This is a genomic window from Bacillus sp. EB106-04-02-XG92, assembly GCF_058791995.1.
In genome coordinates, this window is sequence record NZ_JBYTEA010000001.1 from 303,667 (window position 1) to 329,914 (window position 26,248).

At 34.8% G+C, this 26,248-nt stretch carries 24 protein-coding genes, 1 pseudogene and 1 riboswitch; of the genes and pseudogenes, 11 read left to right on the plus strand and 14 right to left on the minus strand.

Annotated elements, in window-relative coordinates:
• Positions 1-263 precede the first annotated feature (263 nt).
• From AC3WVA_RS01495 to AC3WVA_RS01510, 4 genes and pseudogenes are all read left to right on the plus strand, one after another.
• A complete protein-coding gene (locus AC3WVA_RS01495) occupies positions 264-1,805 on the plus strand; it encodes an MDR family MFS transporter (RefSeq protein WP_048530759.1) in 1,542 nt (513 codons plus the stop codon).
• A gap of 199 nt (positions 1,806-2,004) precedes the next feature.
• A pseudogene (locus AC3WVA_RS01500) lies at positions 2,005-2,268 on the plus strand (MerR family DNA-binding transcriptional regulator).
• Positions 2,265-3,422 carry an RNA-guided endonuclease InsQ/TnpB family protein gene (locus tag AC3WVA_RS01505; protein ID WP_098344958.1) on the plus strand — a complete coding sequence of 386 codons (1,158 nt, stop codon included), beginning with the start codon at positions 2,265-2,267 and terminating at the stop codon, positions 3,420-3,422. Before AC3WVA_RS01500 ends, AC3WVA_RS01505 begins: the two are co-directional and overlap by 4 nt.
• 159 nt (positions 3,423-3,581) lie before the next feature.
• Entirely contained in the window at positions 3,582-4,172 is a 591-nt protein-coding gene (locus AC3WVA_RS01510) for a PadR family transcriptional regulator (protein ID WP_098344957.1), read from the plus strand.
• A gap of 150 nt (positions 4,173-4,322) precedes the next feature.
• Here AC3WVA_RS01510 and AC3WVA_RS01515 read toward each other — a convergent pair whose 3' ends face one another.
• Complete coding sequence (locus AC3WVA_RS01515) at positions 4,323-4,754, minus strand: NUDIX hydrolase (RefSeq protein ID WP_098344956.1); 432 nt, start codon at positions 4,752-4,754, stop codon at positions 4,323-4,325.
• Between the two features lie 330 nt (positions 4,755-5,084).
• Positions 5,085-5,272, plus strand: a riboswitch (cobalamin riboswitch).
• Between the two features lie 128 nt (positions 5,273-5,400).
• Between AC3WVA_RS01515 and metE the strand changes: the two genes are divergently transcribed.
• On the plus strand, positions 5,401-7,689 hold the full coding sequence (metE, locus tag AC3WVA_RS01520; RefSeq protein ID WP_098344955.1) for a 5-methyltetrahydropteroyltriglutamate--homocysteine S-methyltransferase: 2,289 nt from the start codon (positions 5,401-5,403) through the stop codon (positions 7,687-7,689).
• A gap of 37 nt (positions 7,690-7,726) precedes the next feature.
• On the opposite strand, the gene comJ is transcribed toward metE, so the two are convergent.
• Both comJ and nucA read right to left on the minus strand, forming a co-directional pair.
• Positions 7,727-8,116: a competence protein ComJ gene (gene comJ / locus AC3WVA_RS01525; protein ID WP_098344954.1), complete on the minus strand. Its 390-nt coding sequence runs from the start codon at positions 8,114-8,116 to the stop codon at positions 7,727-7,729.
• A gap of 35 nt (positions 8,117-8,151) precedes the next feature.
• Positions 8,152-8,586, minus strand: coding sequence for a DNA-entry nuclease (gene nucA, locus AC3WVA_RS01530; RefSeq protein WP_000811502.1), 435 nt, complete (start codon positions 8,584-8,586; stop codon positions 8,152-8,154).
• Between the two features lie 236 nt (positions 8,587-8,822).
• On the opposite strand from nucA, the gene AC3WVA_RS01535 reads away from it, so the two are divergent.
• Complete coding sequence (locus AC3WVA_RS01535; RefSeq protein WP_000388464.1) at positions 8,823-9,572, plus strand: DUF3967 domain-containing protein; 750 nt, start codon at positions 8,823-8,825, stop codon at positions 9,570-9,572.
• 53 nt (positions 9,573-9,625) lie between these two features.
• Here AC3WVA_RS01535 and kinB read toward each other — a convergent pair whose 3' ends face one another.
• Positions 9,626-10,900 (minus strand): sporulation sensor histidine kinase KinB, encoded by a 1,275-nt coding sequence (gene kinB, locus AC3WVA_RS01540; protein ID WP_048530774.1) that lies wholly within the window; start codon positions 10,898-10,900, stop codon positions 9,626-9,628.
• Between the two features lie 308 nt (positions 10,901-11,208).
• Here kinB and AC3WVA_RS01545 point away from each other — a divergent pair, with 308 nt between their 5' ends.
• Both AC3WVA_RS01545 and AC3WVA_RS01550 read left to right on the plus strand, forming a co-directional pair.
• Entirely contained in the window at positions 11,209-11,409 is a 201-nt protein-coding gene (locus tag AC3WVA_RS01545; RefSeq protein WP_000929281.1) for a hypothetical protein, read from the plus strand.
• 122 nt (positions 11,410-11,531) lie between these two features.
• Entirely contained in the window at positions 11,532-12,695 is a 1,164-nt protein-coding gene (locus tag AC3WVA_RS01550; protein WP_048530776.1) for an aminotransferase A, read from the plus strand.
• A 15-nt stretch (positions 12,696-12,710) separates the two neighbouring features.
• Here the strand turns inward: AC3WVA_RS01550 and malR are convergent, their stop codons facing one another.
• From malR to AC3WVA_RS01570, 4 genes are all read right to left on the minus strand, one after another.
• Positions 12,711-13,733 (minus strand): maltose operon transcriptional repressor MalR, encoded by a 1,023-nt coding sequence (gene malR, locus AC3WVA_RS01555; RefSeq protein WP_098344952.1) that lies wholly within the window; start codon positions 13,731-13,733, stop codon positions 12,711-12,713.
• Positions 13,734-14,016: 283 nt separating this feature from the next.
• Complete coding sequence (malD, locus tag AC3WVA_RS01560) at positions 14,017-14,859, minus strand: maltosaccharide ABC transporter permease MalD (protein WP_001022608.1); 843 nt, start codon at positions 14,857-14,859, stop codon at positions 14,017-14,019.
• Entirely contained in the window at positions 14,860-16,161 is a 1,302-nt protein-coding gene (malC, locus tag AC3WVA_RS01565) for a maltosaccharide ABC transporter permease MalC (RefSeq protein WP_001194989.1), read from the minus strand.
• Positions 16,162-16,226: 65 nt separating this feature from the next.
• Positions 16,227-17,486 carry an extracellular solute-binding protein gene (locus AC3WVA_RS01570; RefSeq protein WP_048530782.1) on the minus strand — a complete coding sequence of 420 codons (1,260 nt, stop codon included), beginning with the start codon at positions 17,484-17,486 and terminating at the stop codon, positions 16,227-16,229.
• Positions 17,487-17,809: 323 nt separating this feature from the next.
• On the opposite strand from AC3WVA_RS01570, the gene AC3WVA_RS01575 reads away from it, so the two are divergent.
• The gene (locus tag AC3WVA_RS01575) at positions 17,810-19,570 is read left to right on the plus strand and encodes an alpha-glycosidase (RefSeq protein ID WP_492321761.1); all 1,761 of its coding nucleotides are present in this window, start codon (positions 17,810-17,812) and stop codon (positions 19,568-19,570) included.
• Positions 19,571-19,610: 40 nt separating this feature from the next.
• On the opposite strand, the gene malL is transcribed toward AC3WVA_RS01575, so the two are convergent.
• Positions 19,611-21,287 (minus strand): oligo-1,6-glucosidase, encoded by a 1,677-nt coding sequence (gene malL / locus AC3WVA_RS01580; RefSeq protein ID WP_071757365.1) that lies wholly within the window; start codon positions 21,285-21,287, stop codon positions 19,611-19,613.
• A 260-nt stretch (positions 21,288-21,547) separates the two neighbouring features.
• Between malL and AC3WVA_RS01585 the strand changes: the two genes are divergently transcribed.
• A complete protein-coding gene (locus AC3WVA_RS01585) occupies positions 21,548-22,648 on the plus strand; it encodes an ABC transporter ATP-binding protein (RefSeq protein ID WP_098344950.1) in 1,101 nt (366 codons plus the stop codon).
• A gap of 65 nt (positions 22,649-22,713) precedes the next feature.
• Here the strand turns inward: AC3WVA_RS01585 and AC3WVA_RS01590 are convergent, their stop codons facing one another.
• The 3 genes from AC3WVA_RS01590 to AC3WVA_RS01600 all read right to left on the minus strand — a co-directional run bounded on the left by AC3WVA_RS01590 (position 22,714) and on the right by AC3WVA_RS01600 (position 23,999).
• Complete coding sequence (locus AC3WVA_RS01590; RefSeq protein ID WP_098344949.1) at positions 22,714-23,223, minus strand: SDR family NAD(P)-dependent oxidoreductase; 510 nt, start codon at positions 23,221-23,223, stop codon at positions 22,714-22,716.
• Positions 23,224-23,287: 64 nt separating this feature from the next.
• Positions 23,288-23,386, minus strand: coding sequence for a hypothetical protein (locus AC3WVA_RS01595; RefSeq protein ID WP_016077287.1), 99 nt, complete (start codon positions 23,384-23,386; stop codon positions 23,288-23,290).
• Positions 23,387-23,543: 157 nt separating this feature from the next.
• The gene (locus AC3WVA_RS01600; protein ID WP_048530793.1) at positions 23,544-23,999 is read right to left on the minus strand and encodes an RDD family protein; all 456 of its coding nucleotides are present in this window, start codon (positions 23,997-23,999) and stop codon (positions 23,544-23,546) included.
• Between the two features lie 132 nt (positions 24,000-24,131).
• Between AC3WVA_RS01600 and AC3WVA_RS01605 the strand changes: the two genes are divergently transcribed.
• The gene (locus AC3WVA_RS01605; protein ID WP_048530795.1) at positions 24,132-24,563 is read left to right on the plus strand and encodes a DUF3997 domain-containing protein; all 432 of its coding nucleotides are present in this window, start codon (positions 24,132-24,134) and stop codon (positions 24,561-24,563) included.
• Between the two features lie 46 nt (positions 24,564-24,609).
• Here the strand turns inward: AC3WVA_RS01605 and AC3WVA_RS01610 are convergent, their stop codons facing one another.
• Together AC3WVA_RS01610 and AC3WVA_RS01615 are read right to left on the minus strand one after the other, a co-directional pair.
• Positions 24,610-25,374 (minus strand): hypothetical protein, encoded by a 765-nt coding sequence (locus AC3WVA_RS01610; RefSeq protein ID WP_048530797.1) that lies wholly within the window; start codon positions 25,372-25,374, stop codon positions 24,610-24,612.
• Positions 25,375-25,410: 36 nt separating this feature from the next.
• Positions 25,411-26,139: a DUF4184 family protein gene (locus tag AC3WVA_RS01615; RefSeq protein ID WP_098344948.1), complete on the minus strand. Its 729-nt coding sequence runs from the start codon at positions 26,137-26,139 to the stop codon at positions 25,411-25,413.
• Positions 26,140-26,248 lie beyond the last annotated feature (109 nt).

Consider the following 26,248-nt stretch of genomic DNA (forward strand, 5'->3'; position numbering starts at 1 on the left):
CAGAAGGTATTCTTACTGAAATATTTTTTTACAATTTCCTTCATTGACTTTATACCAATATTAAGTATTACTCACTCTTTCGCAGTCCATACAACAGAATATTTTGACGGATGAAAAAGTTTGCCTTTTAGTCAAATTTGACTATAATATTCTTTATGGCTTGTGCACTTGTGTAAATTGATTTGAAAGAACGATCCTTTACATTTTTATGCGCTGCACTCAAAACTTAATATAGTTTACTTATTTTTAAAGGAGGGTTATATTTGGAATCTCAATTATCAAAAAAAGACTCCAACAAGACAAAATTTGTTGTTGCTGGTTTACTACTTGGTATTTTAATGGCGGCAATGGATAATACAATTGTTGCAACAGCAATGGCAACGATCGTTGGAGACCTAGGAGGATTTGACAAGTTCGTATGGGTCACATCTGCATATATGGTAGCAACAATGGCAGGTATGCCTATATTCGGGAAACTTTCTGATATGTACGGACGGAAACGTTTTTATATCGGTGGCCTCATTCTTTTCTTATTCGGTTCTGCACTTTGCGGAACAGCATCTAGTATTGAGCAGTTAAGTATTTATAGAGCAATTCAAGGGATTGGCGGGGGCGCTCTTATGCCTATTGCCTTCACAATTATGTACGATATATTCCCACCAGAAAAACGTGGAAAAATGACAGGACTATTCGGTGCTGTTTTCGGGACATCTAGTGTGTTCGGTCCCTTATTAGGTGCTTATATTACAGACTATATAAGTTGGCACTGGGTCTTCTATATTAATATTCCATTAGGGCTTATCTCCTTCTTCTTCATTACTAAATACTATAGTGAGTCTCTAGAATTTAGAAAACAAAAAATTGATTGGGCTGGCGCTATTACGCTTGTTATTAGTATCGTTTGCTTAATGTTCGCCTTAGAACTTGGTGGTAAAGAATACGCATGGAATTCCACTGTAATTATCGGTTTATTTACAACAGTTGTTATTATGCTCATTATTTTCTTCTTCGTAGAACGAAAAGCAACGGAGCCTATCATTTCTTTCCATCTCTTTAAAAAACCTTTATTCGCAGCTAGCCAAGGCGTTGCCTTTTTCTATGGTGCCGCTTTTATTATCTGTACAGTTTATATTCCAATCTTCGTTCAAGGTGTTCTCGGCGGTTCAGCCTCCAATGCTGGATTAATTTTAACACCTATGATGGTTGGCTCTGTAATTGGAAGTCAAACAGGTGGACAGTTAGCTTCTCGAACAAGTTATCGTAACATTATGATGGCATCTGGAGTTTTCTTCGTTCTTGGTATTTATTTACTAAGCACTTTAACAATGGACACACCTCGCCTACTCGTAACACTATTTATGGTTCTCGCTGGACTTGGCGTTGGTTTCTCGTTCTCAGTTTTAAGTATGTCTTCGATTCACAAATTAGAAATGAGAGACCGTGGTTCTGCTACATCAACAAATTCATTCTTCCGTTCACTCGGTATGACACTTGGTGTAACAATTTTCGGTACCATTCAAAATCATATTTTTACTAATAAACTAAATACTCTCTTCCCTCCTGAACTAGCTAAATTAGCTCCAAAGAGTGGAGACACCAGTTTCTTATTATCACAAGGTGCTACCGAGAAGATGCCACCTGAAATATTAACTGGTATTAAAGAGGCTCTAGCTACATCTATTGCCAGCACATTCTTTTGGGCACTGATCCCGGCTGTACTAAGTATTATTTGTATTTTACTTATGGGAAATGAACGACTATTTACAGGTCCAAAAACGAAACAAAAACAAAAGCAAGTAAGTTAGTATAGAAAAAAGAAACGGCATACCCTTTATGAAAAAGGGTATGCCGTTTATAATATATAAAGTAAATCTTTGATTAGTAAGGAACCATTCCCACTGGTTATTATCCCTCACCAATCGGGATAAAGTTTCTATATACAGGAGAAAGAAACAGTAAACAAAAACATAGACAAAAGTGTGCATATATAGCAAAAAAGTAATTATGAAACAATATAAACCAAAAGAATTTTCAGAAATGCTTAATGTCTCTGTTAAGACATTACAAAGGTGAGACAATCAAGGTGTTTTACCTGCTTACCGAAACCAAAAAGGAAGAAGATATTCTACAGAAGAACAGTATAAGGAATATATGGGTATTCAAGAAGAACTTGTTCAGGATTTAATATCTATCATTCATGTATTTAGCTGTAGAATATATGGGTTGAGAAAATACAAAAAGAAAATGTCGGAGGATGAAGACTTATGAAAAGAGCATATTTAATAGAAATCAAACCGACAACTGAACAAGTTAGTAAAATCTGTCAAACTATTGGGGTGTGTCGATATGTATATAACCTGTATATCTCTAAAAATAAAGAGGCATATGAGTCGGAGGGGAAATTTCTTAGTGGCTATGACTTTTCCAAATGGCTGAACAATATTCATACAAAAGAGTGTGACCAGTGGATTAAAGAAGTGTCGAGCAAAGCGGTAAAACAAGCGATTATGAATGGAGATAAGGCTTTTAAGCGGTTTTTTAAAGGTTTATCTAAGTTTCCACGATATAAAAAAAAGAGGAAGCAAGATGTGAAGTGCTACTTTCCGAAAAACAACAAAACAGATTGGACAATAGAAAGACATAGAGTCAAAGTTCCTACAATTGGTTGGGTAAGGTTAAAAGAATATGGATATATCCCTAAAAATGCAACTGTAAAAAGTGGCACAGTATATCAAAGAGCAGGAAGATATTTTGTATCTGTACTTTGCGAATTGGAAGAAATGGCAACAAAGTTAGCACTCAATAAAATAGGTCTAGGGATTGATTTAGGAGTGAAGGATTTTGCTACACGTAGCGATGGTATCGTTCATGAAAACATCAACAAAACAATAAAAGTAAAAAAGATAGAAAAACGGTTAAAACGTGAACAACGCTCTTTAGCACGTAAATTTGAAAATCTAAAAAAGAGAGGTGAAAAATCTGTTACTAATAAAAGAGTGAATATAGATAAAAATGTTCTTAGAGTGCAAAAGTTGCATGCTCGATTAGCGAATATTCGAATAGAGTATGTAAAGTCTATTGTAACGAATGTGGTGAAAACCAAGCCAACGTTTATTACAGTGGAAGATTTGAATGTGAAAGGTATGATGAAGAATAAACATTTATCTAAAACAATTGCCAAGCAGTCTTTTTTTGCTTTTAAAACGTGGCTTTTGACGAAATGTGAGGAATATGGAATTGAATTACGCCAAGTAGACCGGTTTTATCCATCGTCAAAGTTATGCTCATGTTGCAGTCAAAAGAAAGCGGATTTAAAGCTATCTGACCGAGTATATACATGTGAATGTGGCAATGTAATGGATAGAGATTTGAACGCAGCGATTAACCTTTTACAAGCAAAAGAATATGCAATACTAACGTAAATAGATTGTATATATGTACGGTGGGCTACATCGGAATTTACGCCTGTGGAGTGTCACAGCAAACTGTAGTAGCAAGTGATTAGCGAAGCAGGGCACGTAGAAGCAGGAATACTCTAAGAATATACATTTGTCTATATTTTTAGTAGCAGTTGAGACAGAATGAGCATGAAATTAGTCATTCTCGGTTTGCTACTCGAAGGGGATAAACATCCATATGAAGTGCAACACATCATGAAAGAAAGACAAATGGATTGTTATATTAAATATGCAAAAGGATCCCTTTACTACGCCTTCGAGCAATTAGAAAAGCAAGGTGCAATTCGTATTACCACAATTGTTCGAGATACGAATAGACCAGATAAAACAATCTTTCATATAACAGAAGAAGGTAAACGGTTATTTCACACGTTACTATTAAAACAATTCGAGGCAAAAAATCAAATATATAAACCCATTTATTCAGCACTCTCTTTTGCTCAGTTTGGTGATGAACAAGAGTTAGTTCCCATTTTAGAAAAAAAGAAAAATGATACCATTCAATATTTACATAAAATGCAAACTATTTATGAGTGTAACAAAGGACAAATTCCACGTGCACAACTATATATTTTACAAAGCGTTATTGAACATATTATAGTTGAATTGCAATGGTTAAACACCCTTCTTACAGATGCAGTTGCAGGGCGACTTTCAGAAATTGATATAGATGAAGAGTACACTTATAAAGAAGAAACTGTAAAAAAACGATAAAGTTATTTCATTTTAAACCTAAAACAAACATCCCCGTCTTAATTTAGGACGGGGATGTTTGTTTTATTTTCGCTATAAGATACTTCACTGCAATCAAAAATATAACAAGGATTTATTCGTCACTGGCGTCCCATAATGGAAGATTCCTCCTTAAAACTCTATATAAAAAGGTTGTTGTTTTTCATCCAAACTATATTCAATTCTTTGTCTGAAATTCATAAAACTCACCATTTCCAGCGCCTGCTCTATAGGATAGAATCCTACTTCCAAACTTTCTGGCGTAGTCGTTAATTTACCTCCAACTGGTCTAGCTAAAAACAACGTATTACATATTGAATGGTTCACATTTTGAAATACTCCACAAAATTTTAAAACCTCAATATCAATACCCGTTTCCTCTTTAGTCTCCCTTATTGCAGCATCTTTCAAAGACTCTCCTTCTTCAACTTGTCCACCTGGCATTTCCCATCCTCTTCTAGGTCCTTTAATTAATAAGATTTCATTTTGTTCATTCATTACAATTGTCGCTGCTGAAACTATATGTTTTGGCGGTGAATATATATTTTGTGTACTTTGTTCCAATTGAAATTCCCCATTTCTATAAACTTAGTTTATGTATCTTTATACAGAAACCTTGTTCTTTCTTGTGATAACTTACTATTTCAAAATGAACCATCCAATTCCCTTCCTTATTCTAAAATATGGACGGATTTTCAAATAACATAACTAGCATCTTATCTCTGTACAAGTACATTCTTCTTTGTATGTTTAATCGCGATTCACCTCTAAATTAATCCGAATAGTATTAATATTCAAAATAAAAAACTTTAGAATTTTCTTGTTTTAAAACAGTAGACAAAATTCCAAAAATTGTGTTAGAATTTGTTTCAATATCATATCGCTTGTTAACTTCCTTTCAAAAGGAAAATAGGTACACGAAAATTTCTTTTCGTGTTTAAAAGGGAAGATTGGTGAAACTCCAACACGGTCCCGCCACTGTAAATGCTGAGATTTCTTTTCTATGCCACTGTGAAAACGGGAAGGTAAAAGAAATTATATGAAGCATAAGTCAGGAGACCTGCCTGTTTTAACAACACTGATAGATTCACGGATGATGATGAGGTGTTAAAACAAAAAGGAAGGCTTATTTTCTATGCCTTTGTGCTTTTTGTTATAGGTATTTCCTAGTAAACGGAAATGCTTACTTTCAATTAGGGAGGAATTTGAAATGGCAATTCAAACAAGTAATTTAGGTTATCCACGTATCGGACTACAAAGAGAGTGGAAAAAAACATTGGAAGCTTTTTGGTCCAATAAAATCGATGAAGAACAATTTTTAAATACGATGAAAGAAATTCGCCTTCAACACGTTAAAGTACAGCAAGAAAAAGGGATTGAACTCATTCCAATTGGCGACTTTACATATTATGATCACGTTTTGGATACTGCTTATATGCTAGGATTTATCCCATCACGTTTTTCTGAGTTTACATCTTACCTTGATGTATATTTCGCAATGGCCCGTGGCTCTAAAGATCACGTAGCTTCCGAAATGACAAAATGGTTTAACACAAACTATCACTATATCGTTCCTGAATATGAAGAGGGATTACAAATCTCTTTAAAAGATAATCGTCCACTTCGCTTATATGAAGAGGCAAAACAAGAATTAGGAGTAGATGGAAAGCCTGTTATTTTAGGACCATATACTTTCTTGAAATTAGCTAAAGGTTATACACAAGAACAATTCGCGACTATTTTAAAACAATTAGTTGCACCATACGTACAACTGCTTTCAGAACTACATGCAGCTGGTGCACAAGTCATTCAAGTTGATGAACCGATTTTCGCTTCTTTAACGAAAGAAGAAATTCAACAAGCAAAAGAAATTTATGAAGCTATTCGTAAAGAAGTTCCAAATGCGACTCTTCTTTTACAAACATATTTTGATAGTGTAGAAGAAAACTATGAAGAAATCATTACATTCCCTGTATCTGGTATTGGATTAGATTTCGTTCATGGTAAAGAAGGTAACCTACATGCTATTTCAAAATATGGATTCCCAGCTGATAAAACTTTAGCTGTCGGTTGTATAGATGGCCGTAACATTTGGAGAGCTGACCTTGATGAAGTTCTTACGTTATTTACAACGTTACAAAAACAAGTCCAAACGAAAGATTTCATCGTTCAGCCTTCTTGTAGCTTATTGCATACACCAATCGATAAAACAGAAGAAACTCACTTATCGACTGAGCTATTTGACGCGTTAGCATTTGCAAATCAAAAATTAGAAGAGTTAGTTCTTATTCGTTCCGCTCTGACTCAAGGTACAGAAAGCATTAGTAAGGAGCTAGAAACATACCGAAATGTACATCATACAATTCGGTCATCTGCCGCACGTAACCGAGAAGATGTTAAAGCAGCACGAACAGCACTAAAAGAAGAAGATTTCTCACGTCCTCTTCCATTTGAAAAACGATACGAATTACAACAGGTTGCCCTAAAGTTACCGTTGTTACCAACAACAACAATCGGTAGCTTCCCGCAAACAACTGAAGTTCGTCAAACGCGAAAAGAATGGCGTAACGGTGTTATTTCAAATGAACAATATGAACAATTTATTGAAAAAGAGACAGAAAAATGGATTCGTTACCAAGAAGAAATTGGTCTTGATGTCCTTGTACATGGTGAATTTGAAAGAACTGACATGGTCGAATATTTTGGTGAACGCCTTGCTGGTTTCTCATTCACTAAAAACGGTTGGGTACAATCATACGGTTCCCGCTGCGTAAAACCACCTGTTATTTATGGTGATGTAGCCTTTATTAATGGAATGACTATTAAGGAAACTGTTTATGCACAAAGCTTAACAGAGAAAGTTGTAAAAGGAATGTTAACTGGACCTGTTACAATTTTAAATTGGTCCTTCGTTCGAAATGATATTCCAAGAAAAGAAGTTTCGTATCAAATTGCATTAGCTCTTCGTCACGAAATTGAACTACTTGAATCTTCGGGGATTCGAGTGATCCAAGTCGATGAGCCAGCACTTCGTGAAGGAATGCCGTTAAAAGAAAAAGATTGGGACGCTTATATTACATGGGCAGTACAATCCTTCCTTTTAGCAACTTCTTCTGTAGCAAATGAAACACAAATTCATACTCATATGTGTTACAGTAACTTCGAAGATATTGTGGATGCGATTCGCGCATTAGATGCAGATGTGATTTCTATCGAAACATCAAGAAGTCACGGTGAATTTATTGATACATTAAAACATACAACATATGAAAAAGGCATCGGTCTAGGTGTATATGATATTCATAGTCCACGTGTACCGAGTAAAGATGAAATGTATAAGATCGTAGAACAATCTCTACAAGTATGCGATCCTAAATATTTCTGGATTAATCCTGATTGTGGGTTAAAAACGAGAAGAACAGAAGAAGTTATTCCGGCTTTAGAGCACATGGTGCAAGCAGCGAAAGATGCTCGTTCCCTTCTAAAAACAAACGCATAACAAAAATGGGTTATCCTTGTTGAGGATAACCCATTTTTTATTCTTTACTTTCAAAAAAGAATTCATATTGTATTTTATATAATTCATCATCCGTTGGTTCATCAAGAGGCGTTGCTTGTAATACAACCGTATACTCACCATTTGGAATAGGGATTTGAAATTTTTTTGAAAGAATACTTGTTACAACGATACATTCATTTTCAACTGTAAACGGAACTGTAACGGTTCTAATCACTTCTTCTTTCTCAATATGTTTCCCGCAGGTCACTTTTACTTCACAAGTATAATCAGAAAGTGCTTCAAAAATAACAGTTCCATCCGCCTTCGCATAACCTCTTTCAAAATCTTCATTCGTCCAGTCAACGTAAGGCTGATCCCCGTCATAGTTCATCAACATTAATTGCGAATACGAAATTGTTAACTCCATAGTTCCCTTCTCCTTCATTATGAAATATGCAACTACTACTTTACGTCAAACTTCACACGCGTACCATCTGGGTATTTATCTAACTTATTTCCTACCCAAGAGCCTGCTCCGCGGTTATCTGCTGGACTTATATATTCAATATGTGCTCCTTTTCCGCCTTCTTTACACATCGCCATTGGCCATTCATCACGATCATATCCTTTTTTTGATGGGTATGGGGCTAACGATAATTTTCTTCTATCCGCAGCGCCACCACGGTCGATTGTACAAACTTCTGAATGCCCTTCTTTTATCGCATCCGTAATATGTTTTCCTGTCTCTGGATATCGCTCTTTCGGAAATTCTAGAACTTGATCATACGCATTTGTTTTTTTGATACTTGTTTCCTCTGGAACAAGTACTTCATACACCGCTACTACAATAGAAAGAATTGCAATAATTGAAATGATAATACCTTTTAATTGCTTCATGTATACCTCCATGATTCTACCAGTTTCTTTTCCTCCGTTATTATAACAAACTTCTCCTGTATATGTTTTCAGACATTATTTTAGCTCTTCTTCGCCATTCCGCCAAAAACTCTCATTTTTCTTCATCTTTTCACTAATGCTGTAGAAAACTAATAACCTTCCGACATTCTTTTTCAAAGGAAGTCCTCATAAAAGATTGAAATGGTATATACGATACTTTTTGGGGAGGAAAGATTATGGAAGCTACCTATAAAACGAAAGATGTCACGAATAAAACAGGCATCCCAAAACATATAGTTCGCAAATATAGTCAACTGTTAGAGGAACACGGTTATATGATTTCCAAAACAGCTGATGCTCGTATTTATAAACTGGATGATTTAAAACTATTGAAATCTATACATGAAAGAGCTGCTACATTGCAAGAAGATATTTCAGAAACGATACCAATTATTTTAAAAGAGAAAGAGGCCCCACCTGTACCAGTTATACAAGATAAGCAAGAAATACAACCGAAAGAAAAAGAAGATGGGCGTAACTTCGAGGAGTTCATGTTAAAGCTTGAAATGCTCGCGCAATTAAATGAAGCAATTATTCATCAAAATTCTACCCTTATTACCCAAAATCGTTTAAAAGATGAAAAGCTAGATGAATTGATGCAACAAGTTTATGTAAAAGAAGGCTCTCAAGAAAAAATGCTACAAGAGTTAGTAGATCATGCCGCTCAAACAGATGCCCTGCAAAAAGAAAAGATGGACTTATTAATGAATCATATGTATAAACGAGAATCTAAGCAAGAAGAAAAGATGAATAAACTCGTAAATCAAATTTATAATAAAGACAGCAATCGTGATGCACAACTTATGCAAGTAATTCGCGAAATTCAAGAAACAAAAAGATTAGTAGCCGCATCAAAAGAACAAAGCTTTTTCCAATCATTTAGAAGTTTATTTAGCCGAACAAAACAAGAAAAAACAACTGAATAATATAATAGATTTTTTCTAATATAAAATAAAAAGTTACCTTCCAACGGTAACTTTTATTCCTTATTTCTTACAGCTGGTAATATAATAATCGCTTCAGTCCCTTTCCCACTTTCACTTTTATATTCCAGTGTACCATTATGCGCTTGTAAAATACTAAATGTAACCATAAGCCCTAATCCTGTCCCTTTTTCTTTTAAAGAATAATACGGTTGTCCTAACCTTGCTAACTGTTCTTTCGTCATTCCAACACCACTATCTTTAACTCTTATTACAATCGTTTCATCTTTTTGCATAGCCGTTACTTTTAAATACCCTTTATTTCCTTGAATTGCTTCAATACCATTTTTAACAACATTCATAATCGCTTGCTTCAATTTTGTCTTATCACCGATCGTATAAAGACTTTCTGAAATCTCAACTTGCAAATATACACCTTGCATCGCTGCAAATGATGACATAAGAGTTGTCATTTCTATTAATTGAGCTGATAAGCAAATATGTTCTTTCTTCTCAATTTGTGGCCTTGCTAAATTCAAATAATCTGAAATAATTTGTTCTGCCCGGTCCAATTCAGCTAATACGAGACGCATATAATCCTTATTCTTCACATCTTCTGTACTTTCTAGCAATTGAATAAAACCACGAACAACGGTGAGCGGGTTTCGAACCTCATGTGCAACACTTGCTGCTAACTCACTTACAATATTAAGCTTTTCTGACTTTTGCATCTCTGTACGCAGTATTGCATTTTCATTTAAATATTCTGTTAAGTACACCTGAAATACCATTGTCATGACCATAATAAGCGAAGCAAATATATATCCGCTATATACGTGGGAAACATACGGTGTGAACCCCGTTTCTAACAGAACGTTAATCATGCCGATCACTAAAGAAACAAGTACGTACAATGATGAAATCATAAATGCCAAAATTAGCTTCTTATCCCTTGAAAATAACGACCATTTCTTTGATAAAAATAATGGAACTATCAATAGAAATATTACTTCTATGACTGGAAGAAGGTTTATTCCTTTTAGCGTCCATTCATATGCAACAAAAATAACGGCCGGGATTAAACCAACAATCCCACCATATAGAAAACCACTAACAATCGGGATTGGATGAAAGTTATACCCACAAACATCACCAAAACAAATAGAGTATGTCATGGAGAGAACGAGTGTAATGCTAGATAAAAACATAATAAAGTAGCGGTTCGGCTTCGGAGGCATTTCTTGATAACGATTTAAACGAATCGCTTCATATAAAAATAGTGGCAAAATTATGATGGCAATTTGGATCATTAAATCACGGATAAGCTCCATAGCCTCTCATCCCCTATATGTATTTTGATATGATTATATCATTTTACAGACGCATTTGTTGTAAGATTTTGATTTTTCTTAACATATTTGTTAATTCTTTGTTAACAACGCATAATAATTGTTACAGATTTTCGAAATGAATGTAAACCCTGTACCAAATTTCTACCTGGCAGTATACAATGAATACGGATTACAAAGAAAATAAAAAATACTTCATGAGACGGACAACTATAGCAAAATACAGCATATAATCCATACTATCTATGTTTACAAATAGTGATCATTATTTTAGTAGGAGGAAGATAAATATGGCGGGTACTACGCTTGTTTTAAAAGAAGAAAATTTGGTCGTTCTAGAGAATGTTGAAAAATCAGTATATGAAGAGTTGCAGCATAAAACAGGAGATGAAAATTGCACATGTGCTGTGAACGAATCAGTTGTTCACCTCGGCAAAGTATCCTCTGTACTTTGGAATGAAGATGAAATAGATTGGGAGTACGGATATTAAAAGTCGCTTGCAGCGGCTTTTTTTCTATTATCCCTCCCTTTCTCCCTAACATATACGCAAGCGAAATTATAGAAAATATGTTAAAATGAACTTAATTTTCAAACGGAAGAAAGGGAGATACAATGGAACAATTCATTAATCCTAGAGTGAAGGACATCCAAATTTCTGGAATCCGTCAATTCTCTAACATGATTCAAAACTATGATAATCTTATCTCTTTAACAATTGGACAACCTGATTTTCCTACACCTTCTCTCGTAAAAGAAGCGGCAAAAAGGGCCATTACAGAAAATTATACGAGCTATACACATAACGCTGGTTTATTAGAATTACGCAAGGCAGCTTGTGACTTTGTAAAAGATAACTACGATTTACATTATTCACCTGAAAACGAAACCATCGTTACAATCGGTGCCAGTGAAGCGATTGATGTCGCATTCCGGACGATTTTAGAGCCAGGAACAGAAGTCATTTTACCTGCCCCTATCTATCCAGGATACGAGCCGATTATTCGATTATGCGGCGCAACACCTATTTTTATCGATGTTCGTGAAACTGGCTTCCGCTTAACAGCTGAAGCACTAGAGAATGCTATTACAGAAAAAACAAGATGCGTCGTACTGCCGTATCCTTCTAATCCAACTGGTGTAACTTTATCAAAAGAAGAACTACAAGATATTGTAGATGTTTTAAAAGATAAAAACATTTTCGTCCTTTCTGATGAAATTTATAGCGAACTTGTATATGAACAAAAGCATACATCTATTGCCCATTTCCCAGAAATGCGTGAAAAGACGATCGTCATTAACGGTTTATCAAAATCTCATTCTATGACTGGCTGGCGTATCGGTTTATTATTCGCACCAAGCTATTTAGCAGGACATATATTAAAAGTCCATCAGTACAACGTAACGTGCGCTACTTCAATCGCTCAGTACGCTGCAATTGAAGCATTAACAGCTGCTAAAGATGCACCAAAAATGATGCGTCATCAATACAAAAAACGCCGTGATTACGTATATAATAGACTCATTCAAATGGGATTAACAGTTGAGAAGCCAACAGGTGCATTTTACTTATTCCCATATGTTGGCCATTTAACATCGTCATCATTTGATTTTGCACTTGATCTTGTGAAAGAAGCTGGACTTGCCGTCGTTCCTGGAACAGCATTCTCTGAATATGGTGAAGGCTACCTTCGCTTATCCTATGCATATAGTATCGAAACTTTAAAAGAAGGCTGTGACCGTTTAGAAGCCTTTCTACAACAAAAAGCTAAGAGTTAAACTCTTAGCTTTTTGTTATGCATGATGGTCGCAAGTTTGACGCTTCAGTAATTTATGCGGAATAATGATACACTTTGCTGTAGACTCTGCATTCTCTACTTTATCAACTAAAGCTTTTGCAGCTTCATATCCTAGCTGATATATATTCACATCAACTGTTGAAAGTGGCGGACTCGCAATTTCTGATAATAAAGCATTATTAAAGCTTACAATAGAAACATCCTTCGGTACAACAAATCCTTTTTTAGAAAGTGCACTTAACACACCAAGTCCAATTAAGTCATCCGTTGCCATAATTGCAGTTGGCGGTTGCTTCAGCCCCATTAATTCCTCCACGGCTTGCTGACCACTTTCTCTTGAAAAATCAAAATGTAAAATATACTCTTTTGGTAATACAATGTCTGCTAATTTTAAAGCATCACTCATACCAGACAAACGATCTCTCGTTACAAGCAGATCGGATCCACCGCCGATGAACGCGATTTGTTTATGACCTAATGAAATCAAATATTCAGCTACTTCTCTTGCCGCTGTATAATTGTCATTATCTACATATGTAATTTCATCTTTTCGATCATATGGTTTTCCAATTAAAACAAACGGGAAATTTTGTTTATGCAAATATTGAATAATCCGGTCATTCTCTCTTGAATATAAAAGAATAATGCCACCAATTTGGCGTCCCTGCACCATCTTTACAACACCATTAAAAATCTCATCTTCCGTTTCACCTGTCGACATATAAAGTGCATACCCTTCCACATGTGCAAATGAACTAATTCCTCTTATAACTTCTGGGAAAAACGGATTTTGAAAAGCTTTACTTGCAGAACTTGGCATAACAAGGCCAAGTGTTTTTGTTGTTTGGTTAGCTAGGTTTCTTGCGTTTAAATTGGGATGATACCCGAGTTCACTCATTACTTTCCGAACACGACGCTTTGTTTTTTCACTTATACTTGGATTATCAGCAATTACACGAGAAACGGTAGATGGTGCTACATTCGCCTTCTTCGCCACATCTTTAATTGTAACTGTCATAAAAATCCCCCTCCTCTCACTTCTCTGTCATTTTTTATATATTTTTAATCTTGCACCCGTTGCAAGTAATAGGAGAAGTCATAAACTTTCATTGATTCTATCTTGCAAAACCTATCATATTCTCCCTCTCCATGTATTGTAAGGGATATAGCTCTTTTTTCCTATACTATAATATACTATTTATTTCACTTCTTTTCATATGTGATGTCAAATCTCTTTTCATCTCCCTATAAAGTTTTTTATAGGGAGATGAAAAGAAAAATGGGACGTAATGTCCCATTTTTCATCCTTTCGTACCTCCAGCAGTTAAACCAGAGATAAAATATTTTTGTAGTGATAGGAATAAGATTGAAATTGGGATTGCAATCAATACTGACCCCGCTGCAAACGTTGTAAATTCATTACCAAATTTCTTTGCTACCATTTCATATAACCCAACTGCTAACGTATAATTTTCTGGTGTGCGCAAAATAATACTCGCTAAAATGAAATCTGTAAATGGACCGATGAAAGTGAATAACGCTACAACTGCTACAATTGGCTTTGCAAGTGGCATAATGATTTGCCAAAAAATACGGAAATGTCCTGCTCCATCCATACGAGCTGACTCATCCAATTCTTTCGGAATCGTATCAAAGTACCCTTTCATAAGCCATGTATTCATTGGAATTGCTCCGCCGACATAAATTAAAATTAATGCAAGGTGCGTATCAATTAATCCTGTTAACTGCGCTAATACGTATAAAGCGATTAACGCTGCAAAGTTTGGAATCATTTGCAGAATTAAAAATGTTAATAAACCATTTTTTCTTCCAACAAAACGATATCTCGAAAATGCATAAGCAGTAAAACTAATTGCTAACACCGAGAAAATCATCGTTAAAACACTTACTTTTAATGTGTTTTTATACCATAGTAAATAATTACTATTCTCTAAATCTAATAACTTACGATAATGATCTAACGTTGCATTTTGTGGAATAATACTTGATCCAGATAAACTATCACCCGGATTAAACGATGAGCCAATAATCCATAATAACGGATAGAAAATGATGGCACACATTACGAAAATTACGAGATAACTTAATGAGAGACGTAACATCTTTTGTCTTTTAATATTCATTTACATCATATCCTCTTCTTGGAATGATTTTGTTCTCTTAAATTGCCATAACGCAACTGTAATAACGATTAACGATAATATCATTGTAAGAGCTGCTGCTTTCCCGTACTGCGCCGAAGTCATCGTTAACTTATAAATCCATGAAATTAAAATATCTGTTCCACCCGCGTCTTGTCCAGCTACAGCAGGACCTCCGCCGTTAAATAGATAGATGATACTAAAGTTATTAAAGTTAAACGTATATTGCGTAATTAATATTGGTGCTGTTGCATATAAAACAAGTGGCAATGTAATTTTACGAAACTGTTGCCAAGCTGTAGCCCCATCAACTGTAGCTGCTTCGTATAATTCTCCTGGAATCGATTGCAGTATACCTGTCGTCATTGCAAAGACGAACGGGAACCCAAGCCACGTTTGAATCATAATTAAAGCAATCTTCGCCCAAAATGGATCTGTCATCCAAGCAATCTTTTCAATTCCGAATAAAGCTAATACTTGATTGTTAATTGCTCCAAATGTTTCATTAAACATACCAGAGAAAACAAGAATAGATACGAATGCTGGAACTGCCCACGGTAAAATGAAGATTGTTCGAATAATCGCCTTCCCTTTAATACCAGGCTGGTTTACGATAATTGCTAAGAAAATACCAAGTGCAACTTGTAATGTCGTTGCAACGAATGTCCAAATGACAGTCCAAGAAAATACACTTAAAAATGTCTCTCTCCACATCGGTAATGTAAAGATATCAATAAAGTTTTTAAATCCTACCCAATCTACTAATTTAGCTGGAGGAGAATGATATAAATCATAGTTCGTAAATCCAATTAAAATTACGAAGATGATTGGAAATACAACTACAAAGATAAGTAATAGAAAACCTGGTGAAACCATTAAATATGGAAAACCTTGATCTAGTAAATTACGGTATTGCTCTTTTACAGAGTTTAAAGGTGTTCCTATATCACGTTTCTTCCCGTTTTGGTATGCATCATATAAATTAAATGCATATATTCCGAGTCCAAACACAATGACGATGAGTGCCAAGATTCCTTCTACTAATAGAAAGACAGAATGGTCACGTGGAACTTCTGTACCAAGCGTTACAATTCCCCATAATCCCATATTTAATAAATCAGCAAAGGCTACAATAAATGAACCTGTTAATACTAGAAAAATAAGACCTTTTACAAATTGCTTATTATACATTTGGCCCACGCCTGGAATGATAGATAACATGGTTGCCATTTTCCTATGCTTTGAACCGTTTAAACCATTTGCTGGTTCCATAGATGTTTGCATGTTCCTTCCCCCTTTTTTCTGGGAGAGAATTCGTGCCCCCTCATATTAGAGGCACGAATTTCACCTTATTTTTTCTTACTATGATTTGCCTCAATATTACCTTTAATTTGCTTCACTGCATTATCAAGTGCTGCTTTTGGTGCCTCTTTTTCCGTAACAACTAATTGAAGCGCATCTCCAGCTGGTTTCCATACTTCTTGCATTTCTGGAATGTTCGGCATTGGAATTCCATTTTCAGATTGTGTTGCAACTGCTTTTGCAGCTTCATTATCTTTAATAATTGGATCTTCCATTACTGCTTTTACTGGAGGAATTTCTTTCGTTTTCTCAAATCGAATTTTTGCGTTCTCTTCATTTGTTACCCATTCAGTAAACTTTGTAGCTAAATCATTTTGTTTAGAGAAACTTGTTACATGCCATCCTTTAACCCCAACAAATGTTTTCATTGGTTGACCGTTTGGTAATTTTGGCATTGGAGCAACGCCATAATCAATTCCGTTCTTTTCCATCGCTTGGAATGCCCATGGACCATTCATGATAGATGCTGCTTTTCCTTCGTTAAATAGTCCATCCGCAGCAGGTCCACCCGATTCACCGATAATACCTTTCGGGAATAACTTTTCTTTGTACCATTTTTGAAGATATTCAGCACCTTGTACTGCTCCGCTATTATTTAATCCAACATCACTTGCATTTGGCTTTCCATCTTTTTCACCAAACACATAACCACCCATACCTGCCATGAATGCATTAGCAAAATAGAAGTTATCTCCTAGTGTTAAAAATCCGTACTTGCCATCTTTCGTAAATTCTTTTGAGAAGTTAAACAGCTCGTCCATCGTTTCTGGTGCTTTTGGCATTAATTTTTTATTGTAAATAAAGATTGGTGTCTCAATTGCTTTCGGTAAACCATATAATTTCCCGTTATATGTCTGTGCTGCTATTGATGAATCAGTAAATTTACTCTTTACAGCATCATCAGCTTTCACTTCAGAAAGTAACCCTTCTGTTACTGCGTTTCCGATTTGATCATGTGGCAATGTTACAACGTCTGGTCCAGTCCCCGCTGGTCCATCAAGACGTAACTTCTTCACTTGATCTGTCATTTGCATTTCAACAACTTTTACTTTTACTTTATATTTTTCCTCAAAGCTTTTCACTGCTGGTTCTAAACCAACACCTTTTTTATCATCTTCCCAAACGAGAAGATCGTAATCTTTGTTTGCTTTACTTTCTTCTTTTTTCCCTGAATCTTTCGGTCCACATGCAGATAACATACCAATTGATAATGCTGAAACCGTTAATAATGATAATGCTTTCTTCATCCCAAAAACCTCCCTAAATTGTATATGTACCTTACCATTTGAAAACGTTTGCATTGAATAGTTTAATAGAAGCGCAAACAATATCTCAATTTATGAAAACGTTTGCGCTATTTGTCTATCATTATACATTCTTTTATTCATTTTGCAAATATTAATTTTAAAATATTATTCCTACACTCTTTATACATTGACTTTATATGAAATGAATACTACTCTTATAAGCAATATTAAAGCTATGTAAAAAGCAATCGTTTGCGACATATGCTTTATTATTATACTTAAGGGAACAATATGCATAGAGATATTAAAGGGGGATTTTCTATATGCTCAAAGAAGCCATTTATCATAGGCCAAAAGATAATTATGCATACGCTTACGATGAAAAAACGATTCACATCCGAATACGTACGAAAAGAGATGATGTTCAAAGCGCCACTCTTATTTATGGTGATCCTTATGATTGGAAAGACGGGAAATGGATTACATCAAGTACACCGATGAAAAAAACTGGTTCTACTGCATTGTTTGATTTTTGGTCCATTTCCATCGAACCAAAATTTAAGCGCTTACGTTACGGATTTGAATTACAAGCGGAGACAGAAACACTTATTTATGCAGAGCGAGGATTTTTTTCCAACATTCCAAATGATGACGTTGGTAACTTTTTTTGTTTCCCATTTATTCATGCACATGATGTATTCAAAGCACCTTCCTGGATTAAAGATACTGTTTGGTATCAAATTTTCCCGGAACGGTTCGCTAATGGAGATCTGGCACTAAATCCAGAAAACACCCTTCCTTGGGGCAGCGCTGAGCCAACTCCAACTAATTTCTTCGGGGGAGATTTTGCTGGTATTATTCAAAACCTTGATTACCTTGTGAAGCTTGGAATTTCAGGAATATATTTCACCCCTATTTTCAAAGCACATTCCAATCATAAATATGACACAATTGACTACATGGAAATCGATCCGCAATTTGGCACTAAAGAAACGTTCAAAGAACTCGTTCAGGCATGTCATACACATGGTATAAAAGTAATGCTCGATGCCGTATTTAATCATAGCGGATACTTTTTCGATAAATTTCAAGATGTACTAAAAAATGGTGAGCAGTCAGTATATAAAGAATGGTTCCATATTCATGAGTTCCCAATTCGAACTGAGCCACTTCCAAATTATGATACTTTCGCATTTACACCATTTATGCCTAAATTAAATACAGCACACCCTGATGTAAAAGAGTATTTACTTGAAGTAGGGCGTTATTGGGTAAGAGAGTTCAACATAGACGGTTGGCGCCTTGATGTAGCAAATGAAGTCGACCATAGCTTTTGGAGAGAATTCCGAAGTGAGATAAAGGCATTAAATTCTGAAGTATATATTTTAGGAGAAATTTGGCACGATGCACTTCCATGGCTACAAGGAGATCAATTTGATGCTGTAATGAGCTATCCCGTTACAAATGCTCTACTGTCTTACTTTGCTAACGATTCCATTAAAGCAAATGAATTTATGAAAAAAATTACAGAATCTCTACATTCCTACTCTATGAATGTAAATGAAGCAGCATTTCATTTATTAGACAGCCATGATACACCAAGAATATTGACAACATGTAACGGAGATAAAAATAAGTTAAAGTTACTTTATGTATTCCACCTTTCTTTCATCGGCTCTCCTTGCATTTATTACGGAGACGAAATTGGTATGGACGGCGGTATGGATCCAGATTGTCGCAAATGTATGGTTTGGGATACGAAAGAACAAGATCATCTATTATTTACACATATACAAACATTAATTTCATTACGAAAGCAATATAAAGCATTTGGAGGACATGGTACTTTCCAATTTATTGAAGCGAATGATGAATATAATTATATTTCTTATACGAAAACGTATGAAGATGAAACAATCTTTTTCGTTTTAAATCCGACTAACAGTGACATTACAGCTTCACTCCCTCTCCATGTTACTAGAAAGAAAATCATTAATATTTATACTAACGAAGAATTTTCAGCTGAAGCAAGTGTATTACAAGTTACACTTCCTCCATATGGATTCTCCATATTAAAATGGTAATCAAAAAATCCTTATACCGAAGTGGTATAAGGATTTTTTCTTATTTCAATTTGAATACCATTGCTTCATACGGACGTAATGTCATGTTTTCTATCGACCCACTCACTACGTCGTAATTGTGTATGAATAACTCTGCCTCACTATAACTAATGTCCTCAGGTAATTCAAACACACATTCTTCCGCAGTAAAGTTTGCAATAACAAGAAGTTTTTCTTCTCCATATGTTCTTACGTATGCAAAAATAGAAGGATCATTCTCTAATATTAAATCATATGATCCATACACAATAATCTCATTATTTTTACGTAGCTCAATTAATTTTTTATAGTAATAAAAAATTGAATCTTTAGTTTGAATCGCTTGTTTCACATTGATTTCTTTGTAATTAGGATTTACCGTAATCCAAGGCTCACCTGTTGTGAATCCAGCATGATCTTCATCATCCCACTGCATCGGTGTCCTAGCATTATCTCGCCCTTTTATATAGATAGACTGCATCACTTTCTCTATATCTTCACCGTGCTCTAAAACTTTTTCCTTATACATATTTAATGTTTCAATATCTCGATATTCATCAATCGATTCGAATCGAACGTTCGTCATTCCGATTTCTTCCCCTTGATAAATATACGGTGTCCCTTTCATCATATGAAGCACCGTTGCTAACATTTTCGCAGATTCAATGCGATACGTTTCATCATTACCAAAACGAGATACAACGCGCGGCTGATCATGGTTATTCCAATACAGACTATTCCAGCCCGTATGCTCTAACGCTTTTTGCCACTTCGTTAAATTTTCTTTTAAAGTAAGGAGTGAACATGGTTTTACATCCCATTTTCCGCCTTCTCCTGAGTCTAAATCCATATGTTCAAATTGGAATACCATCTGCAGTTCTTTTCGTTCTTCCCCAGTATACAATTTTGCTTCTTCTGTCGTTACACCAGGCATTTCACCAACCGTCATAATATCATAATGAGACAATACTTCTTCATTCATTTCATGTAAATATTTATGAATGTTTGGACCATTCATAAAATGCTTATGACCTGAAACATATCCCTCTTCTTCTGTTTCAACAGCTGGTAATCCCTCTTCTTTAGAAATAAAATTAATAACATCCATACGGAAGCCATCAATTCCTTTCTCTAACCAAAACTTCATCATTTCATAAACATCTTGTCTTACCTTTTCATTATCCCAATTTAAATCTGGCTGTTTTTTAGAAAACAGATGTAAATAATATTCATCTGTCATTTCATCATACTGCCATGCCGATCCACTAAAAGCTGCTCCCCAGTTATTCGGCTCTTTTCCTTCTTTTCCAGGACGCCACATATAGTAATCTCTATATTTATTATCTTTTGATTTACGTGATTCAATAAACCAATTATGTTCATCAGAAGTATGATTAACAACTAAGTCCATCATAAGTTTCATATTACGTTCATGCATTTCATGTAATAGCTCATCCCAATCTTCCATTGTTCCGAACTCATTCATAATTTTACAATAATCACTTATATCATAACCATTATCGTCATTTGGAGATTCATAGACTGGCGATAACCAGATTACATCAATCCCTAATTCTTTTAAGTAATCTAGCTTTGAAATAATACCACGAAGATCCCCAATGCCATCACCGTTACTATCCATAAAGCTACGAGGATAAATTTGATATACTACACTTTCTTTCCACCACTGTTTTTCCATTATGCTACCCCATTTCATTAATAATTCGATTTTCTTTTTTAAGGCGCAAACGTTTTCATTAATGAATGATAACAGATTCTATCTTAATTTAAAATAGCGCTTACAACTTTTATTCTTATTTTTCTAAGAAAACATACGAAAATTACTAATATCCCTCTCATGTATGAAAACGTTTTATTTTTTTGTTTATTTTTTGAATCTATTAGTTTATAATGAACTCAAAGAAAACGTTTGCATAATTATTTCTAGGAGGAAATACCATGGCAGAACTGAAATTAGAAAACATTTATAAAATATATGATAATAACGTAACAGCTGTAACAGACTTCAATTTACACATTCAAGATAAAGAGTTTATCGTATTTGTCGGTCCTTCTGGATGCGGAAAATCTACAACATTAAGAATGGTTGCTGGACTTGAAGATATTTCAAAAGGAGCGTTTTCAATTGATGGTAAGCTAATGAATGATGTCCCTCCAAAAGATCGCGATATCGCAATGGTCTTCCAAAACTATGCTCTATATCCACATATGAGTGTGTATGATAATATGGCATTTGGATTAAAACTTAGAAAAATACCAAAAGATGAAATCGATCGTCGTGTGAAAGATGCAGCAAAAATTTTAGGACTGGAACAATATTTAAATAGAAAACCAAAAGCATTATCCGGTGGACAACGTCAACGTGTTGCATTAGGGAGAGCAATCGTTCGAGACGCGAAAGTGTTCTTAATGGATGAGCCTTTATCTAACTTAGACGCTAAATTACGTGTTGCAATGCGCTCAGAAATTTCTAAGTTACACCATCGCCTTGGAACGACAACAATCTATGTAACACATGATCAAACTGAAGCAATGACAATGGCTTCTCGTCTTGTTGTTATGAAAGACGGAAAAATTCAACAAATTGGAACTCCAAAAGAAGTATATGAAACACCTGAAAACATTTTTGTTGGTGGATTTATCGGCTCTCCAGCGATGAATTTCTTCCGTGGTAAATTAACTGAAACCGATTTCGTTATAGACAATGCAATAAAAATTAAAGTAACTGAAGGCAAAATGAAGATGTTACGTGAACAAGGCTATGTAAATAAAGATATTGTTTTAGGTATTCGTCCTGAAGACATTCATGATGAACTATTATTTTTAGAAGCTTCACAATCTACTGCCTTTACAACAAAAATCGAAGTTGCTGAATTGTTAGGTGCTGAATCTATTTTATATATGAAACTGGGAGATCAAGATTTTGCAGCACGTGTTGATGCAAGACATACATTTTCACCTGGTGATCAAATTAAATTAGCATTTGATATAAATAAAGCGCATTTCTTTGATAGTCAAACTGAACAACGTATTCGTTAAAAAATAATTTTTCCTATATCACATACAAAAAAACCGTCCACATATTTTGAGGGCGGTTTTCATTATTATACGAGGGTTTCTACTGTATGAAATGATTGTCCTTTCGTGCCAATAATACCGAAAATCGGTAAGTCACTCAGCACCACTTCTTCTTGCTGTTTCATAAAAGATGACGTTAATTGTTTTATCTCTATCCATACGTCATTAATACAAAGTACATTGGAATCGTTCTCTTGTTGGCGTGAAAAAATAGAATCTATTTTATATAAACCTGCATTTTGAAAAAGCATATCAATGCGACTAAATGCATTCAAAGTAATGCTGATTACGCGTTGCCAATCTCCTTGTTTGTCCATATCATAGGATACAAAAAGTGCTTCTCCGCCTAGATTCGTAATTTCCTCCACTGTTGCTTGTCCACTTTCTTGATCAATGTCCGTCACAATTACTTTTGCGCCTTGTTTAGCCAACAAAAGAGCTGTATTACGTCCAATACCGATGCCACCGCCAGTTACGATGGCAACTTTTCCTGCAAGCTTCATTTTCATTACCCCTTCTATAAGTCTTACCGTTATTCAGTATACTGCTTTATGAGATTAATCCGCAAGCAAGAAAAGTTGCTCACTTATTTGTAAGCGGTTACTTTTTTATTCCTTCTTTTTTCCTACTATTACGCTGATCGAAAACTAAACCGATGAAAATTAAAATCCCCCAAAAGATTACACTCCCTCCAGTCATTTCAATTTCCCCCTTATTATATAAAGATATTATTTTAATCATTATAACATTTACTTAATTTTCAATCTATTAAACCAAAAATGATATTATTTCATAAATTGTATTTGTATAACAAAAAAAGACCTTCTTATTTTAAGAATAAAAAGGTCCTTTTTCATTATACAAGACTTATCACTTTCGTTTTTGTAATTAAATCCTGAAAACCACAATTATCTTTGCGGAATAACATCATATATACGTTACATAATATTGGAATTCCAAGTAGTAATATGTTCGGTAATAACAATACAAAAAATCGTATCGTTAATGTTTGTAATGTTAACTTTTCACTCTTCAATGAAATTAATTTTATTCTCGTTACCTTTTTACCAAGTGTTACACCGTTCCAAATAAAGGGTACTAAAATAAAATATATCGCCATTAATATAAAAACTACTGCGAGATCATATCTATAATCGCCAAAACTAATATTAAAGCGATCAAAAATAGCACTATAATTTCCAGTCATAATAGCTACTACTGCACCATACATAACCGAGATTAAAAACATGTCAATTAGGGAAGCACCTATACGGTTCATTACAAGCGCTGGACGATGCATCTTTAACTTCATTTTTATGTCGACTCCTTCATATCCTTCTTTACCCGTCTCATCGTACCACTTCTAAAAAACATTGTAAACTAGCGTTTCTCTTACTTTTCTTGTACAATGTGTTACAACAGCATTGTAAAGGAGGTTCCCATATTGAAAAAATGGATAATCCTATTCGTCGCATTTCTATTAGCCGGTTGTGCTGGAAATACAAATCATATAACTTATACGATTAGCGATGAATACGAACTCATACGTACTTCTGGAAATGCATTTGAACTTTTCCCATCGCAAGATGCTGTCTATGCCACACAATACATTCCTGCAAAAGTTACAGACATAGCCTGGGATGATAAATACATTATTGCAAAACAAACTGAGGAAAAGTCAGATCCGAATAACCCTGACGGAGCAATTGCAAATAAAAAAAGTGAGCATTATTGGATTATTGACGTAAAGCATAATAAACGTTTTGGTCCCTATAATGAAAAGCAATTTAATGAACAAAAAGATGCGTTTAAAATTAAGGTGCCTTTTCAAAGTGTAGATTCATACATAGAAGAACAGAAAAAACAGTCAGCATAGTATTTTAAGTGCTGACTGTTTTTTCTTGCATATATTTAAAAACAACTTACTCAGAAAGTGAGATATTAAAAGTTTGTGGCTCTTTTACAACATCTTGCGTTTCTGCATCTGCTGCGATTACATTATCTGTTGTAAATTTAATATCCTTTACCTTTTCTTTTCCATCATCAAGTATTAGGCCGATAATACCATCTCTTGTTTCACCAGGCTTGTAGTCTTCCCTTGATACATTTTTTGTACCAACGAGCGTATCTTCATCATATAAAAAGTTTTGAGTTGCTACTTTAAAATGTTGCTTATCATTAATGGCAACATCATTCATAGAGAAAAATTGCATATTTTTATTCCCGGTATTTTCTACCTTATATGTAATTTCAACGTAACGAATCGTATCACTAATCTCTGTTCCACTTAGCGATGCATATAACTCTGCATCTTCTTGACTTACTTTATCTCCTAATCTACGCTTTACCTCTTCAGGAGTTAATGCCGTATATACTTTTAATGTATCTTTTGCATCTTTACTCATCTGTGATAAAGAGATTACTTTCACACCTTGTACGTGAATTTTCATTGGTGCTACTTCAAATGTTTGATTCACCGTATGAATCTGCTCTAACTTAAAAGTACCCCAACCTGTTTCTTTCACTTTTTGTCCTACTTTTTTCAGCTCACGCCCGCCATATTCTTTTGTTTCAGGAATAGATTCTTTCTTCTTCGGTTCAACTTTCTTTTCTTCTTGATGGAAGCAACCACTTAACATAAGAAGAAAACTACATAAAACAAAAATATTTTTCCATGCTTTCATCATATAATTTCTCCTAACACTATCATTCATTAATATTAATTAGTCCTTTGCTTTGTAAACTATAGAAACAATGAGCAGTCCACAAAACGAACTTGTCAGTCCAGATACTATTATACCCCCTATTTGGAAAATATGAAAATAGGGATCTGCGAACGCGTGAACGACAAATATAAGAACTGCCACAATGATTGCCGAAATCCAATACTTCCTTTTTTCTGAAGCTATCATAATATCTTTCCCTGTGTCATCTTTATACTTCCATAGTACGTACAATAGCAATAATAAACCAATACATGTACTCCCGTGTTGCATATATTTATACACTGGAATACTATGAAATTCTCTTTGTAAAAATGGTATTTTTATAACGAAGTAGCCCGTATTATGAGTAAACGCATCCCAAACGACATGCGTGAGCATACCAAATAAAGCAGAGTAGCAAAATACAAAGGAATCCTTCCATGTATGAAGCCCCCACTTCTTATCTACTGCATATGTATAGTAGCCAGCAAACGGTTTAGGTAAATGTGTTATAAACGGCTTTTTTAAAATGTAATGATACATATATGCGAGCAGAAATACAAGTGGTAAATTTAAATACAAGAACCCAAGCCATGTATGCCCAATAACACCATACGGTCTAAAGTGTAAAAAATATTCAAAATCAGGCGCCATACTCCCTAATATAAGAGCCGTTACTGAAATATATTTGGACTGCTTTTTCACAAAAGGAAGGACTGCTGCTGGATGCGCAAATGTAAATGGCATGTTTTGACTCCTTTTTATAATTACAATAGATTACATACTATCATAACGACATGAATAATCTCCATGCAATATTTATTTTCACATTGGAATATGATAGTTTAAATGATAT

Excerpts from the sequence above, each read along its gene's own strand:
- AC3WVA_RS01585 (WP_098344950.1), top strand. The coding sequence starts at position 21,548 with ATGGCAGAACTGAAATTAGAAAACATTTATAAAATATATGATAATAAC.
- malR (WP_098344952.1), bottom strand. The coding sequence starts at position 13,733 with ATGACAGTTACAATTAAAGATGTGGCGAAGAAGGCGAATGTAGCACCA.
- malL (WP_071757365.1), bottom strand. The coding sequence starts at position 21,287 with ATGGAAAAACAGTGGTGGAAAGAAAGTGTAGTATATCAAATTTATCCT.
- kinB (WP_048530774.1), bottom strand. The coding sequence starts at position 10,900 with ATGGAGCTTATCCGTGATTTAATGATCCAAATTGCCATCATAATTTTG.
- malD (WP_001022608.1), bottom strand. The coding sequence starts at position 14,859 with ATGAATATTAAAAGACAAAAGATGTTACGTCTCTCATTAAGTTATCTC.
- comJ (WP_098344954.1), bottom strand. The coding sequence starts at position 8,116 with ATGGAGTTAACAATTTCGTATTCGCAATTAATGTTGATGAACTATGAC.
- AC3WVA_RS01510 (WP_098344957.1), top strand. The coding sequence starts at position 3,582 with ATGAGCATGAAATTAGTCATTCTCGGTTTGCTACTCGAAGGGGATAAA.
- AC3WVA_RS01545 (WP_000929281.1), top strand. The coding sequence starts at position 11,209 with ATGGCGGGTACTACGCTTGTTTTAAAAGAAGAAAATTTGGTCGTTCTA.
- nucA (WP_000811502.1), bottom strand. The coding sequence starts at position 8,586 with ATGAAGCAATTAAAAGGTATTATCATTTCAATTATTGCAATTCTTTCT.
- AC3WVA_RS01505 (WP_098344958.1), top strand. The coding sequence starts at position 2,265 with ATGAAAAGAGCATATTTAATAGAAATCAAACCGACAACTGAACAAGTT.
- AC3WVA_RS01600 (WP_048530793.1), bottom strand. The coding sequence starts at position 23,999 with ATGAAGTTAAAGATGCATCGTCCAGCGCTTGTAATGAACCGTATAGGT.
- AC3WVA_RS01610 (WP_048530797.1), bottom strand. The coding sequence starts at position 25,374 with ATGATGAAAGCATGGAAAAATATTTTTGTTTTATGTAGTTTTCTTCTT.
- AC3WVA_RS01535 (WP_000388464.1), top strand. The coding sequence starts at position 8,823 with ATGGAAGCTACCTATAAAACGAAAGATGTCACGAATAAAACAGGCATC.
- AC3WVA_RS01575 (WP_492321761.1), top strand. The coding sequence starts at position 17,810 with ATGCTCAAAGAAGCCATTTATCATAGGCCAAAAGATAATTATGCATAC.
- metE (WP_098344955.1), top strand. The coding sequence starts at position 5,401 with ATGGCAATTCAAACAAGTAATTTAGGTTATCCACGTATCGGACTACAA.
- AC3WVA_RS01615 (WP_098344948.1), bottom strand. The coding sequence starts at position 26,139 with ATGCCATTTACATTTGCGCATCCAGCAGCAGTCCTTCCTTTTGTGAAA.
- AC3WVA_RS01550 (WP_048530776.1), top strand. The coding sequence starts at position 11,532 with ATGGAACAATTCATTAATCCTAGAGTGAAGGACATCCAAATTTCTGGA.
- AC3WVA_RS01595 (WP_016077287.1), bottom strand. The coding sequence starts at position 23,386 with ATGACTGGAGGGAGTGTAATCTTTTGGGGGATTTTAATTTTCATCGGT.
- AC3WVA_RS01570 (WP_048530782.1), bottom strand. The coding sequence starts at position 17,486 with ATGAAGAAAGCATTATCATTATTAACGGTTTCAGCATTATCAATTGGT.
- malC (WP_001194989.1), bottom strand. The coding sequence starts at position 16,161 with ATGCAAACATCTATGGAACCAGCAAATGGTTTAAACGGTTCAAAGCAT.